13 protein-coding genes are annotated in these 12,544 nt (G+C 58.1%); 4 read left to right on the plus strand and 9 right to left on the minus strand.

The window, feature by feature from the left end:
- The first annotated feature begins 153 nt into the window (after positions 1 to 153).
- On the plus strand, positions 154 to 1,563 hold the full coding sequence (locus tag FBZ99_RS01045) for an L-serine ammonia-lyase (RefSeq protein ID WP_145631073.1): 1,410 nt from the start codon (positions 154 to 156) through the stop codon (positions 1,561 to 1,563).
- A gap of 36 nt (positions 1,564 to 1,599) precedes the next feature.
- On the opposite strand, the gene FBZ99_RS01050 is transcribed toward FBZ99_RS01045, so the two are convergent.
- Entirely contained in the window at positions 1,600 to 2,619 is a 1,020-nt protein-coding gene (locus tag FBZ99_RS01050) for a serine hydrolase domain-containing protein (protein ID WP_145631075.1), read from the minus strand.
- A 108-nt stretch (positions 2,620 to 2,727) separates the two neighbouring features.
- Between FBZ99_RS01050 and FBZ99_RS01055 the strand changes: the two genes are divergently transcribed.
- The gene (locus FBZ99_RS01055) at positions 2,728 to 3,162 is read left to right on the plus strand and encodes a DUF1489 family protein (protein ID WP_092715857.1); all 435 of its coding nucleotides are present in this window, start codon (positions 2,728 to 2,730) and stop codon (positions 3,160 to 3,162) included.
- Here FBZ99_RS01055 and FBZ99_RS01060 read toward each other — a convergent pair.
- From FBZ99_RS01060 to FBZ99_RS01090, 7 genes are all read right to left on the minus strand, one after another.
- Positions 3,159 to 3,434 (minus strand): hypothetical protein, encoded by a 276-nt coding sequence (locus tag FBZ99_RS01060; RefSeq protein WP_145631077.1) that lies wholly within the window; start codon positions 3,432 to 3,434, stop codon positions 3,159 to 3,161. The two genes, FBZ99_RS01055 and FBZ99_RS01060, sit on opposite strands and share 4 nt — an antisense overlap.
- A 126-nt stretch (positions 3,435 to 3,560) precedes the next feature.
- Positions 3,561 to 5,066 carry an SPOR domain-containing protein gene (locus FBZ99_RS01065; protein WP_145631079.1) on the minus strand — a complete coding sequence of 502 codons (1,506 nt, stop codon included), beginning with the start codon at positions 5,064 to 5,066 and terminating at the stop codon, positions 3,561 to 3,563.
- A gap of 117 nt (positions 5,067 to 5,183) precedes the next feature.
- The gene (locus tag FBZ99_RS01070; protein WP_145631080.1) at positions 5,184 to 5,954 is read right to left on the minus strand and encodes a hypothetical protein; all 771 of its coding nucleotides are present in this window, start codon (positions 5,952 to 5,954) and stop codon (positions 5,184 to 5,186) included.
- Between the two features lie 334 nt (positions 5,955 to 6,288).
- The gene (locus FBZ99_RS01075; protein ID WP_145317356.1) at positions 6,289 to 6,894 is read right to left on the minus strand and encodes a transglutaminase-like cysteine peptidase; all 606 of its coding nucleotides are present in this window, start codon (positions 6,892 to 6,894) and stop codon (positions 6,289 to 6,291) included.
- 391 nt (positions 6,895 to 7,285) lie between these two features.
- The gene (pip, locus tag FBZ99_RS01080; RefSeq protein WP_113355698.1) at positions 7,286 to 8,248 is read right to left on the minus strand and encodes a prolyl aminopeptidase; all 963 of its coding nucleotides are present in this window, start codon (positions 8,246 to 8,248) and stop codon (positions 7,286 to 7,288) included.
- A 71-nt stretch (positions 8,249 to 8,319) separates the two neighbouring features.
- Positions 8,320 to 8,949, minus strand: coding sequence for a PilZ domain-containing protein (locus tag FBZ99_RS01085; RefSeq protein ID WP_095434944.1), 630 nt, complete (start codon positions 8,947 to 8,949; stop codon positions 8,320 to 8,322).
- Positions 8,950 to 9,031: 82 nt separating this feature from the next.
- On the minus strand, positions 9,032 to 9,694 hold the full coding sequence (locus tag FBZ99_RS01090) for a PAS domain-containing protein (RefSeq protein WP_233788708.1): 663 nt from the start codon (positions 9,692 to 9,694) through the stop codon (positions 9,032 to 9,034).
- 317 nt (positions 9,695 to 10,011) lie between these two features.
- On the opposite strand from FBZ99_RS01090, the gene FBZ99_RS01095 reads away from it, so the two are divergent.
- The gene (locus FBZ99_RS01095; protein WP_113333848.1) at positions 10,012 to 10,782 is read left to right on the plus strand and encodes a rhomboid family intramembrane serine protease; all 771 of its coding nucleotides are present in this window, start codon (positions 10,012 to 10,014) and stop codon (positions 10,780 to 10,782) included.
- Between the two features lie 165 nt (positions 10,783 to 10,947).
- Positions 10,948 to 11,382: a CBS domain-containing protein gene (locus tag FBZ99_RS01100; protein ID WP_145631083.1), complete on the plus strand. Its 435-nt coding sequence runs from the start codon at positions 10,948 to 10,950 to the stop codon at positions 11,380 to 11,382.
- Positions 11,383 to 11,523: 141 nt separating this feature from the next.
- Here FBZ99_RS01100 and FBZ99_RS01105 read toward each other — a convergent pair whose 3' ends face one another.
- Positions 11,524 to 12,483 (minus strand): patatin-like phospholipase family protein, encoded by a 960-nt coding sequence (locus FBZ99_RS01105; protein ID WP_145317366.1) that lies wholly within the window; start codon positions 12,481 to 12,483, stop codon positions 11,524 to 11,526.
- Between the last annotated feature and the right edge of the window lie 61 nt (positions 12,484 to 12,544).

A 12,544-nucleotide genomic window follows, 5' to 3' on the forward strand; every position in this document is an offset into this window, starting at 1 on the left:
GCGGGCCGCGTGCAATGGCCTTCTGTTTGCTTCCCCGAATGCCTATATGTAATGTCGCTGCCATGAAATCCGATGTCGGCCAATCGCCGTGCAAGCTTGCCCCGATAGCGTAGCCTTGCCGAAAATCGATTTGCCTGGAGGCACCAAAGGTCCATGTTTCTCTCAGTTTTCGATGTGTTCAAGATCGGTGTGGGACCGTCCAGCTCGCACACGATGGGGCCGATGTCGGCCGCGAATCGCTTCCTCGACCTCGTTCTTTCGAACGAATGGCCGCGTCCGTCTTCGAATGTGCATGTCGAGTCGATCAAGGTCAGCCTGCATGGCTCGCTCGCCCACACGGGCATTGGCCACGGCACGGGCAGGGCGGTTATTCTCGGCCTGATGGGCGAGAAGCCTGATAGCGTCGATCCCGATCATATGGATGCCATTATCGACGAAGTGGAGCGCAGCGGGCGCATCACGCCGCCAGGCCATCCGGCCTATCGATTCCAGCCCAAGACAGATCTCATCTTCGACAAGAAGATGCCGCTGCCCGGTCATGCCAACGGCATGAGCTTCTCCGCCTTCGACAAGGACGAGCGCCTACTGGTCAAGCGCATTTATTATTCCGTCGGCGGCGGCTTCGTCGTCACCGATACAGAATTGGAGCAGATGAAGGCCGACCGGAAAAAGCCTGCCCCAGCCGGCGAGCGTGTTCCGTTCCCCTTCGCCAGTGCCAAGCAGATGCTCGAAATGTCCGAGCGTTCCGGCCTTTCGATTGCGCAGATGAAGCGCGCCAATGAAGAGACGCATATGAGCGCCGAAGAGCTGGATGCCGGCCTCGACCGCATCTGGGCGGCCATGAGCAGCTGCATCGATCGTGGCCTCAAGGTCGATGGCATCATGCCTGGTGGCCTGAAGGTGCGCCGGCGTGCGCGTGCCATCCATGATAAATTGCAGGAAGAATGGCGCAGCAACCGCATCAATCCGCTGCTCGCCAATGACTGGCTCAGCGTCTACGCCATGGCCGTCAATGAAGAGAATGCGGCCGGCGGCCGCGTGGTCACCGCGCCGACCAACGGAGCGGCCGGCGTCATTCCGGCAACGATCCGCTATTATCAGCATTTCCACGAGGATTGGGATCAGGACGGCATTCGCAACTATCTTCTGACCGCCGCCGCCGTCGGCGGCATCATCAAGCACAACGCCTCGATCTCAGGCGCCGAAGTCGGCTGTCAGGGCGAGGTGGGCTCGGCGGCCGCGATGGCGGCTGCGGGACTTGCCGCTGTCATGGGGGCGACGCCGGAGCAGATCGAGAATGCCGCGGAAATCGCGCTCGAACACCATCTCGGCATGACCTGCGACCCAATCGCCGGCCTGGTGCAGGTGCCTTGCATCGAGCGTAACGCGCTTGGTGCGGTCAAGGCGGTCACTGCCGCTTCACTTGCGATCAAGGGAGACGGCCAGCATTTCGTACCACTCGACGCCTGCATCGAAACCATGCGCCAGACGGGTCACGACATGAGCGAGAAATACAAGGAAACTTCGACTGGCGGCCTCGCCGTCAATGTCGTGGAATGCTGATGTGGCCCAAGGTCGAAGCGCGATCTTGGGAGCAGATCATTTGCTTATAGGCGTGGTGAGTGGGATGCCGGCCACGCGGCTTCCCAAAAGCATGGTTTGCAATTGCTCGATTTGAGCGCTGCTCGGCCCATTATTGGTGTCGCTTACTCTGTGAACCAGGACCGTCGCTAAGTCCGGAAACACCATGAGATATTGGTTTCCCATGCCGGATGCCCAGTAGAATGGCTTGTCTTTGACAACTTCGCCGTCGGATGCGGTTAGCGGCTGCAATGCGTATCGCCCGATCCACCAGCTATAGCCGAAACCTGCACCTCGCCCGAGATCCGTATAAGGCGCGATGCTTCTGCTGATCCATTCCGCCGGAATGATTTGCGCACCACGCCATTGGCCCTTATTCGCCAGAAGCACGCCCAGCCGTGCCAGGTCACGCGCGGACATTCTGATCTTATAAGCAGGATGTATCGATTGAGGAATCGTCTTGAAATAGAAGTGTTCCGGCCGCAAATCCTGCATCTGAAGCGGGATCGCAATACGACGGAAAAAATCCTCGGCAATCGGAACGCCACTCAGTTGCTGGAGGATGACGCCCAGGACATTGAAGCTCCAATTATTGTAAAACCATTGCTCTCCGACAGCATGGATACCTCGGGCAGGCAAAAGGGCCGGGTCCTGATCGGCGGCAGCATGATAAACACCCGACCTCGACATCAGAAGATCAGCGATCGTCGCCTGCTTCTCTTTCGGTGTCAGCGCTGGTTCGCAATCATCGATATCCAGTTCGGCCAGAGTCATTGCCAAATCGATCGTGCCCTCGATCTCATGCGTGCCAATCAATACACTCAACAGGCTTTTGCGCATGGAGGCGATGCCGGTCACGTCGGCAATCTTACCCCACGAGCTCATAATCAAGCCATCTTGCACGATCATGATCGCGGACGATCCGATCGACTGCGCATAACGGTAGGCGTTCGCGAGCGCAGTACTGGACCAGCCGAACTGGCCTGGATCATCCACTGTTGTCCACTCATTGGCCGGGTAATCCGATGCACCGCCCATAATCGCCTCCGAGAATCACCTCTTGCGCTTTCAGGTGATGTTACCCACTCTGTGGATGTCCGCAGTGAAAAGCTTGACGCTGCCGGTCAAAAGGACTTCAACGGCATTATGGCTTTGCATCTCATTAAATTGTGCGTGGGCGCGGATTCGCTGGATGATCTGCGCGAATGGGTTTCCGAGCGGGCAATGAACGCCATTGCTGCTGGGCTCGAGCCGCATACAACCCACACGACGCGTATGGTGCCGAAACGGGTAGACGAGCTGTTGGACGGCGGTTCGCTTTATTGGGTGATCAAAGGGCAGGTGCAGGCGCGGCAGAAATTGCTTGGCATCGAGACCTTCACCGACGCGGACGGCATTCAGCGCTGCCGGCTTATTCTCGACCCGAGCGTTGTCGAGACGACAGGGCAGCCGAAGCGGCCATTTCAGGGCTGGCGGTATCTGCCGCAGGACGACGTGCCGCGCGATCTCGACAGTCTCGGCGCGGCAGCCGAATTGCCCGCCGATCTGCGGCGGGAACTTTCCGAACTCGGATTGCTTTAACGCAGTCGCATCATGATCGGCGCACGGCCGGTCGGGGCGGTGATGTGCAGATGAATATGCGCTTTCGGCTGCGAATAACGCCAGGCGCGTGCGCCATGGCAAAGCAGGATGCCGATCAGGTCTTTCGTCTTGTTGCGCGAAGGCGAACGGCTGAGACCTAGGTCCGCTAGCCGCATCGCCGCCTCATGCAGCGGATGAAGAGCAAAGCCCTTCGGTTTCATCTTGCCCCCGCCGTCGAGCGAGAAACCGGGAAAGTTCTCGTTCATTGCCATTTCAAAACCCCGTACACGTTACAAACTCAGGGCCGGCCCGTTTGACATTCGGAACCGGAAGATCGGGCGCAACAGAAGGCCCGACCAATCTTCAGATCATGCGGCGCGAAAACACCGGCCACATTCCTATTCCGTGCTCGCCCAGCACTTGACGCCGGCTCGCTTGAGCGCCTTGCAGGCATTCACCGCTTCGCTCTGATCTTCGAAACCACCAAAACGGGCGCGGTAACCGCCATCGAAGGCGACTGTATAGGGCTTTGCCGAACGCAACGCCTTGCCACCCTTGGTCTTAGCCGTATCAAGCAGGTCGGTTGCGCCATCCTTACTGGAGGAAATGCCGATCTGCACGACCCAGCCAGTCGGCCCGCGCTCGCCTTTGGCTGCTTTTCCAACCTTCTCTGTCTTTTCGGTCCGCTGCAGCTTCGCGAGATTCGTATCGCTCTTGGAGGTTGATGCGGTCGTTACGGTATCGATCTCATCCTCATCGGCATCGTCCGACGATCCGGCGGAGGCCGTTTCGTCATAGGCTGGCCGCTTCACGGGCTCCGGTTTCGCCGAAAGCAGTGGATTGGAGGAGGAAGACTGCGGCGTTACCGCCGCGAAGGCCGCCGCACTGGAAGGGTTGGAATCGGCGACTTCGGTCGTTCCGCCATTCTTGATCTTTGCGCGGCTGATATCCGCCATGCGTGCGCTGGCTGCCTGCACATTGGGCGTTGCGGCCGGGACCTGTGCGATTACATTGGAATCAATATGCTTTGTCGATGCTTTAGGCAGATAGTCAGCGATCAGCTTGCGCATCTGGTTGTCACGAGCCGGCGTCGAAGCGCCGCCAAGGACGACACCAACGATGGAGCGACCATCGACTTTCACGGAGGTTGCGAGATTATAGCCGGCGGCACGCGTGTAACCAGTCTTGATGCCGTCGACGCCGCGCACGGAGCCAACCAGGCGATTGTGACCGAGGATCGTGCGATTACCCAGCCGGAAGCTCGTTTCGGAGAAGAAACCGTAATATTCCGGGAAATGCTCGCGCAGGGCGATGCCAAGGCGGGCCTGATCGCGCGCCGTCGTCATCTGCGCCGTGTTCGGCAGGCCGTTCGGGTTGCGATAGGTCGTGCGCGTCATGCCGAGCGCCCGCGCCTTATCGTTCATCATCCGGGCAAAGCCTTCCTCCGAACCGCCAAGCATTTCGCCAAGCGCCATTGCGGCATCATTGGCAGATTTGGTGACGATGCCGAGGATCGCCTCGCGAACAGTCACGGAGCGGCCGGCTCCAATACCGAGCTTGGTCGGCGCCTGTGCTGCAGCGTTCTTCGAAAACACGACGGGGGTATCGAGGGTGATGCGGCCGGCTTCGAGCGCTTCGAAGGTTAGATAGACCGTCATCATCTTGGTCAGCGAGGCCGGGTAGTGCAGCGTGTCGGCGTTTTCACTGTAGAGAACGTTGCCGGTATTGGCATCGATGACGATACCGGCATATTTCGGACCGGCCGCGCTCGCGTCAATGACAGTCACCATGACTGTCGCCGTTGCGATCGAAAAACCAAGAAGCGCTCTCGCCAGAATCTTACCGGTTTGAGACGACGAAACGGAAAGAATGGATCTGGACACTAAATCACTCTCTGCTTGCATTTACATTCTCGATTATCCGGCCGCCGCCTCCATGAACGGCCATTCCATTCGACAGTAGAGGCTTAGCGTTACCAATCGGTTTATGATGAACAGTTGGTTTCAGGTTTCTGCGCCATTTTAGCGGCCGCCCACAGCTGTCGTCGCAGGTACGGCATTATCCACAAGACGCGTTTTGACGAAGTTCCGGACAGCGGCATCCATGGCGCGCCAGTCACCCAGCTGATTGCTGGAAAAGCGGTAGAGAACGCTCAAATCCTTACCGACCTTGATGTCTCTCTGGCAATCGCCGCTGGTTGCCAGCGTGGGCGAGGCGGGCAGGAGACAGCGCACGACATAATCGGTCTCGTCAGGCCGCGGCGCCGTCAGAAGGATTTCGTCGTTGTAGCCGGCATCCGCACGAAGCCGATGTGCGGTCAGGCCGAAGGGGCCGGCATAGGCCGCCCCATCCATCAGTTGCGAATAGATCGGACCGAGCCGGCCGGACATGTCATGGGACATCGTGCTCTGGCTGATTTGCAGGAAGATCAGTGAGGACGATTGCGAGATATCGTCGAAACGCATGCGATCGGCTTCGCTATAGCCCTGCATCTGCGGCCAGGTCAGATAGAGATCGACACGTTCGGCCATACCGTCCGAACGCTCGCTCGGAAAGCGAATGGTGTTTGCAGCCAGACGCATTGTGTCGTCGCCGATCGTGACAGAGATGGGCTTGGTATCCGTCGTATGCCCTGCCAGCGAAATTTTCTCACCAAGCCAGTGTCCACCAACGGATATGGCTACGGTCAAGGCTGCCAGAACGGCGACACCGGCCGTGAGCCCATAGACAAAGCCGCTCGATATCAGCGGTCTTTCTTCGATCATTGCGGCGGATGACAGAGGAGGAGCCATACTCTTGCCTTCATTTCCTTCCGCTCAGGTCGCCATCATCGACGGCAAAGCCTCGCGGCGCCTGACTTTTTTGAGTCTCGTTGGAAATGATGATTGGCGCCACGATGGTTAACCGACGGTTAAATATGTGTCGCAAGCCATGCTAATGGCGCACTTAAATTCTTCGGGTATTTTCAGCCTTAGCTTTAGGCCCACTCATTAAACGAAAAAGAGCCGTTCCCTGGGACAGTGGGAACGGCTCAGAGGCACCGGCCTGGACAGAAATCAGGGGACGAGACCGGGCCTCTGACTTTGACCATCGACGCTAGGTCGCCGATGATCCTGTGAAGAACGCTTATTTCAAGCTGCCGACTGCGACGGCGCGGCCATCCTGGATCTTGACCCAGCGAGCCGGGTGGTCGGCGGACTGGCGCTTGAGGAAGGTATACTCGGTTTCGGACCAGAGCTTCACCTTGTTGCGCATGTTATCGAGAATGAAATCGCCGCGATCCGTGCGGACGGTTAAAACGGCATGGCCTTCACCGTTCGGCTGCAGCACGACGGTCATGAGCAGATCGGAAGGCGAGAAGCCGGCATCGATGAGCTGCTTGCGCTTCAGGAGCGCGAAATCCTCGCAGTCACCGGCGGTGGTCGGGATCGCCCACTTTTCCTCAACGCCGTAAAGCTCCATATCGGTCATCGGCTTGATGGTGGTATTGACCGTGTAATTGACCTTCAGGATCGTCTTCCAGCTATCCTCATTGAGGATCATCGGCCCTGCATCGCCACCGGAATAGGTGCATTCCCGCGGATTTTCCTTGCAGAATTCGTAATGGCCGATCGGAGGAGCAGCGTCGCCTGTTATCGTCATGTTGGCGGGTGCCGCCTGGGCCGCACCGAAGAAGCCAAGAGCGGAAAGCGCCAGAGCGGCAAGGCCGCGAAGTGCGATTTGAAAGTTCATGTCCCTGTCCCTGTTTTATTGGGATCAGAATGACACGCGTGATTTTATCTGACGCAAAATTGCGCAGTTAAATTAATGGCTTAGTTGAATCAAATCTGGAGAAAATTCTCATAAAACACGCAGAAAACTTGATTCAAGTTTGCGGCAAATTCGATTAAAATTTGAGGAATTTTGGTATGAAGTGCAGCAAAGCGAGAGTTTGATATCCGGCTGTTTCGGAACGGTTTTCAACAATGAGGATCGTTAACGTCCGGGTGCAGATTTGGGCAGCAACCGTGTTGTATTGATACAGAGCCCACCTCGCGATAGGCCTGCCGAGTGCCGGAAATGACCGCAAGAACCTCGATCTGTCCCATTTTGGGAAAGCCGGCTCAAAAAATATTTTTGATTTTTATTGTCGGCCGTTGGGGCGAAGCCCGTCGGTTGTGCGAATGATCGCGGCAGCCATCTCCGCGACGGCCGGCGAGTGGGCCGCGTTCGCAACGATCACCAGTTCCGCCTCTGGCCATGCTTGCGACAATTCCCAGGCGGTTACCAGCGGCGCCTCGAGATCCATACGGCCCTGAATCATCGTGCAGGGGATACCGGCGAGCCGATGGATGTCGCGCAGGATCTGCCGTTCCTCGAGCCAGCCCAGATGGTGGAAGTAGTGGGTGATGATCCGGGCACGGGCCGTCAGATAGCGAGCATCGGACCACCGAGATGGGAGGGTCTCGCGTGGATCGATCAGGATCGAGGCGCCCTCCCATTCGTGCCAGTCTCTTGCAGCTCTCACGTGGATTGCGGGATCTGGGTTAAGCAGGAGGCGATAATAGGCAGCGACGAGATCACCGTCGCGATCCTCTTCGGGCACGGCAGCGCGAAAGCGTGCCCATTGCTCCGGAAAGAACCGGCCAAGACCTTGATAGAGCCAATCGATTTCCGATTGTCTCGTCATGGTAATGCCGACGAGGAGCAAGCTTTCCACCCGTTGCGCATGGGTTTCGGCATAGACGAGCGCAAGCGTGCAGCCCCAGGAATTGCCGAATAGGATCCAGCTTTCAACGCCGAGACGCAACCGCAATTGCTCGATATCGGCAATCGTATGCCATGTCGTGTTGGCCGAGAGATCGATCGCCGGTTCCGACGCATGCGGAAGGCTGTCACCGCAGCCGCGCTGGTCGAACTGAATGATTCGATAGTAATGCGGGTCAAAATAACGTCGCGTTCCGGCCGAACTTCCTGAACCCGGACCGCCGTGCAGGATAAGGACAGGCCTTCCTTGCCGGTTGCCTGATTGCGTCCAATGAATCCGCTGGCCGTCACCGACCTCAAGCAGGCCTTCGTCAAAAGGAATTGTATCCGGGTAAAGCATTTGCCGTCACGCGTTGAGAAGAAGACAGGCATCGCTGTTTCGCGACGCCGCGTGACAGGAGGATGACAATATCAGAGAAATTCGCGCAAGGTCTCGCGCGACTGCAGCGAAAGGAATTCGATCGCCACGCCCTCCATGAAATGGCGAACGACGCGGCCACGCATATTGCCGAGGCGCACCGGCGTCCCGATCGTGGGGCGTATCTCGACATCGACCGCGGCACCCGAGAGCGAGAGGTCCATGATGCGGCAGACATATTGAGTACCGTCGTCGAGCGTAAGCTCGCAGCGGGTGTTGCGCGGCGTCAGGCGATCATGGCGGCGATCTTCCGGCAGGCCAAGTTCGTGCTTGTTGGCAAGCCAGGTCAATTGGGCGGCAAGCTTTTCGCGTTTCCGCTCGGTCGCATTGATCGACATGGTGAAACCGCGGCCATCGACGGCAACGACATTGCCTTCAACGCGGCCAAGGTGATCGATATAGGCGACAACGCGCTCGTCGGCGCGCGGACGTCCCAGGCAGGTGACATGAAGGTCGCCCGGCGACATCTCGGTGACCAGGCACTCGAACTCCTCGTAATTAGCCAGCATCAGGCGACCCTGCATATTGATCGGAACCCGTTGAAAGGTCCGCTGATCATTGCGAACAGCATTGCCTGTCATTTGGTTGGGCCGCGTCGCATGGGCCGGTTGGAATGAGTGCATGAAGCGTCTTGAACCCTATTGCGTCTCTTCCAACTATTAGCCGCAACTCCTTAAAGTAAGGTTGTCTTTCCCAAGGCATGGCTTAGAGATGATCGTCGATTTTGTTCCGAGCTGGGTCAATTCCAGCTCTCTCGCGCCCATTTTTTGCTTGAATTAACTTTCGGCGCATCCATTCGCCCAGGCTGGTGCTTCGCTGATGCGGCAGAAGATCTGTCGGATCGGGATGCGGCGGCGCATTCACGAGCCGGACGGGGCGGTCGCGAAGCAGGCGGCTGCGGTCCAGCGCCAGAAATTCCAGGCGCTCATTGCCGAGCCATGTCGTGTAAACGGTGGGCGTGAGGCAGCCGAGCAGTCTGTCGCAAGTGTCGCTCGATGTTCGAACCGGCAGCAATATCAGCTCGAAGGTCATGCTGCGGCCACTGATGCAATATCCCGTTGCATGGATCGATGCGGGAACCACGTGCCTCATCACGCCGGCGGCGATGTGCACCGGATCGTCCTGCTGGCTGCCAGCCCAGAGCGCCGCGAAATTCTCGCCGCGAATCTCGCGCCCCATGAGGTTGCAGATCGCCGTACCGGCCAGACGGAAGCGGGGATTGTCGTCGGCGGTGTTTTCCAGGATGAACAGCTCGGGAAGAATATGTCCGATCGCCGATGGCTGTATCAAATTGCGCAAGGGGGCATCAGCGTTGCCGCGTATATGCTCCCAATAGGTAAATATATCGATGCTCGTCTTCTGGCGCATAATGCGTCCGTGTCCCATTTCATTTCAAATACAAAGGCATTCATTGCCCTCGACTCCACCGTTGCGAATTCCATGCCAGAACCGGGCCATTAGGGTTAACAAGGGGTTTCGCTTGCTCCGCCCGATGGTCGGTGTAAGGCTTTGTTCATCACTTCACCAAGTGACCTTCAGCACGAATTTCCCGGGCGCCGGACGGACCAGCGTGGTCCAATCCGGAGAGGAGCATCCCGGCGCGCCGCCCCATACTGCGGGCGGCTTTTTTTTTGATTTTTGCTGCGGTATGTGTCGAAGACCTCTATTGATAAGCCGAGCAAGACATGGACAATGAACAGCTGCCGCGCCCAGAGCCGGAAAATCCGCGGCCGCAGCAGCATGTGCCCGCCTTCAATCTGCCTCCCGCGATTCTGGCGAGTCTTGCTGTTCTGATCGTCATCTTCGCGGTCATGAACCTGCCCTCGTGGTCGGACGATACGTTGAACTGGATTTATTTCGCATTCAGCTTCATCCCGGCCCGCTATGCCTTTCCCTTGTCGCAGCAGGGGCTGGAATGGCTTTGGACGCCGGTCACCTATTCGCTGCTGCATGGCGGGATCGAGCATATCGTCTTCAACAGTCTCTGGCTGATGGTCTTTGCTGCGCCCGTGGCGCGACGCATCGGCGCGCTGCGCTATGTGATTTTCTGGATTTTTTCGTCCGCCGCTTCCGCCTTCCTGCATGCAGCGCTTTATTGGGGAGACCAGACGCTTTTGATCGGTGCATCCGGAGTCGTCTCGGCGCTGATGGGGGCAGCTTGCCGCTTTGCGTTTCCGGCCATGGACGGTCGCAGAGTTTCCATGCGGCAGGCGCATCTCAATCCGCGCCTCAGCATCTTGGAGTCGCTTCGAAGCCGTACCGTCGTCGCCTATACCGTCATGTGGGTCGCCGGTAATGCACTCGTCGCCTTTGGCATCAATCTTGCGGGCGACAGTTCGCAGCCGGTGGCCTGGGATGCTCACATTGGCGGATTTCTGTTCGGATTCCTGCTTTTTGCACCCTTCGACCGGCAGCCGCCCGTGGAAGCTCAGGAAGCTTTACCACTCGATGAATGAGCTGTTGCTTTCTTACTGACACAGGCGCACCATTGCTATCCGTCGGTCGTGGGATGAGGAGATCGACCGACCGACGGGCGAGGCGCCGGTTTGAGCTCCGGGGGTAATTTCGGAACATATCGGACGCTTCAGGTGTTCATCATGCTTTCGAGATGGGAGGATCGAATGTCAGTTTCCGTAAAGGCCATACTTGAAGCCAAGGGCCGCGACGTCGTGACGACGGGCGGTAATACGACCGTTGCCGAGGCCGCGAAGATTCTCAATGAGAATCGCATCGGCGCCATCGTGGTCGTCGGACCGGGCGGCAAGATTTCCGGCATCTTCACCGAGCGGGATGTGGTCAATGCTGTTGCCAAGCAGGGGCAGGAATGCCTCGACAAGCCGATCGCATCGATGATGACGCCCAAGGTGCATCGCTGCAAGGAAGATACGACGACCGACGAATTGATGGAACTGATGACGATGCGCCGCTTCCGTCACGTTCCCGTTGAGGAGAAAGGCAAGCTTTCCGGCATCATCTCCATAGGCGACGTCGTCAAATGGCGCATCCGTGAGATCGAACTCGAGGCCGAGCAGATCAAGGCCTATATTGCCGGGTAAGAAGCGGTTCGGCGTGACCGAGGCAATCGGCGCGGTGGATCGCCTGCAGTAAGCAACGGCCTGAATTCCCAGCAAAGCGCCGATTGCGCAGCGTTAGCGGAGCGTCTCCCCGGCGGAGAGATTTACTGCGTTTTTCAAGGCTTAACGCGCGTAGGCTTCCTGCATGCGCCGGATTTCGGTCAATCTTGCCGATGCTTCCTCATAGCCGCGTTCTATTGCTTCGCCAGCACGATGAAATTCCGAAAGGCCGATATCGCTGAGGCGCGGATGCAACGCCAGATCGGGCGGATCACCGGCAAGGCGCGCACGCGCAATTCTGTCCTGTATTATGTTGAAAGCCTGCACCATGACACCCGTCATGCCAAGTTTCATGGCGGGCGCATCCTCGCGGCGCAGCAGATCGCCGTTGGGCGAGCCGACATTGTGCTTGACCACTGCGGACCGACCATAGAGATCATAGTGAAGGTTTACCGCAACCACCAACGTCTGTTCATAAGTTCGGCAGACCGAAACCGGCACCGGATTGACCAGGGCGCCATCGACCAGCGTGCGACCGTTGGAGCGCACCGGCTCGAAGATGCCGGGCAGGGCATATGATGCTCTGAGTGCAGTGATGAGAGAGCCGTTGGCAATCCAAACTTCATGGCCTGTGTTCAACTCCGACGCGACGGCGACGAAGGGACGGTCGAGATCTTCGATAGAAAATCCTTCCAGATGTTCCTGCATGCGCTTGGTGAGCCGCATGCCGCCGAACAATCCGCTTCCGCCGATGGTGAGGTCGAGCAGGCTGGCGATGCGCCGCATGGTCAGCGAACGCGCGAAGGCCTCAAGTTCGTCAAGCTTGCCCGCAAGATAACAGCCACCGACGAGGGCGCCGATCGATGTGCCGGCAATCATGCCGACTGCAATGCCGGCTTCGTCGAGTGCACGCAAAACACCGATATGCGCCCAGCCACGCGCAGCACCACCGCCAAGCGCCAAGGCAATCTTTACTTTTTTTGGAGGGGCGGGAGGGAGAAGCGGGGTAGACGTATCCTGCGTAAGGCCTGAACCGGTCGAGCTCTGTCCGCCGATGTGACGATTCAACCCCCAATTCAGCATTTTTACGCCTCCTCCGAGGCTCCGTTTGCCTCGGCTAAAATACTGTCCCTTTTTCGTTTCC

Source organism: Rhizobium sp. ERR 1071, from assembly GCF_007828675.1.
Lineage (GTDB): Bacteria > Pseudomonadota > Alphaproteobacteria > Rhizobiales > Rhizobiaceae > Rhizobium > Rhizobium dioscoreae.

Coding starts and splice junctions, on each gene's coding strand:
- FBZ99_RS01045 (WP_145631073.1), top strand. CDS start 154: ATGTTTCTCTCAGTTTTCGATGTGTTCAAGATCGGTGTGGGACCGTCC.
- FBZ99_RS01050 (WP_145631075.1), bottom strand. CDS start 2,619: ATGGGCGGTGCATCGGATTACCCGGCCAATGAGTGGACAACAGTGGAT.
- FBZ99_RS01055 (WP_092715857.1), top strand. CDS start 2,728: ATGGCTTTGCATCTCATTAAATTGTGCGTGGGCGCGGATTCGCTGGAT.
- FBZ99_RS01060 (WP_145631077.1), bottom strand. CDS start 3,434: ATGGCAATGAACGAGAACTTTCCCGGTTTCTCGCTCGACGGCGGGGGC.
- FBZ99_RS01065 (WP_145631079.1), bottom strand. CDS start 5,066: ATGCAAGCAGAGAGTGATTTAGTGTCCAGATCCATTCTTTCCGTTTCG.
- FBZ99_RS01070 (WP_145631080.1), bottom strand. CDS start 5,954: ATGGCTCCTCCTCTGTCATCCGCCGCAATGATCGAAGAAAGACCGCTG.
- FBZ99_RS01075 (WP_145317356.1), bottom strand. CDS start 6,894: ATGAACTTTCAAATCGCACTTCGCGGCCTTGCCGCTCTGGCGCTTTCC.
- pip (WP_113355698.1), bottom strand. CDS start 8,248: ATGCTTTACCCGGATACAATTCCTTTTGACGAAGGCCTGCTTGAGGTC.
- FBZ99_RS01085 (WP_095434944.1), bottom strand. CDS start 8,949: ATGCACTCATTCCAACCGGCCCATGCGACGCGGCCCAACCAAATGACA.
- FBZ99_RS01090 (WP_233788708.1), bottom strand. CDS start 9,694: ATGCGCCAGAAGACGAGCATCGATATATTTACCTATTGGGAGCATATA.
- FBZ99_RS01095 (WP_113333848.1), top strand. CDS start 10,012: ATGGACAATGAACAGCTGCCGCGCCCAGAGCCGGAAAATCCGCGGCCG.
- FBZ99_RS01100 (WP_145631083.1), top strand. CDS start 10,948: ATGTCAGTTTCCGTAAAGGCCATACTTGAAGCCAAGGGCCGCGACGTC.
- FBZ99_RS01105 (WP_145317366.1), bottom strand. CDS start 12,483: ATGCTGAATTGGGGGTTGAATCGTCACATCGGCGGACAGAGCTCGACC.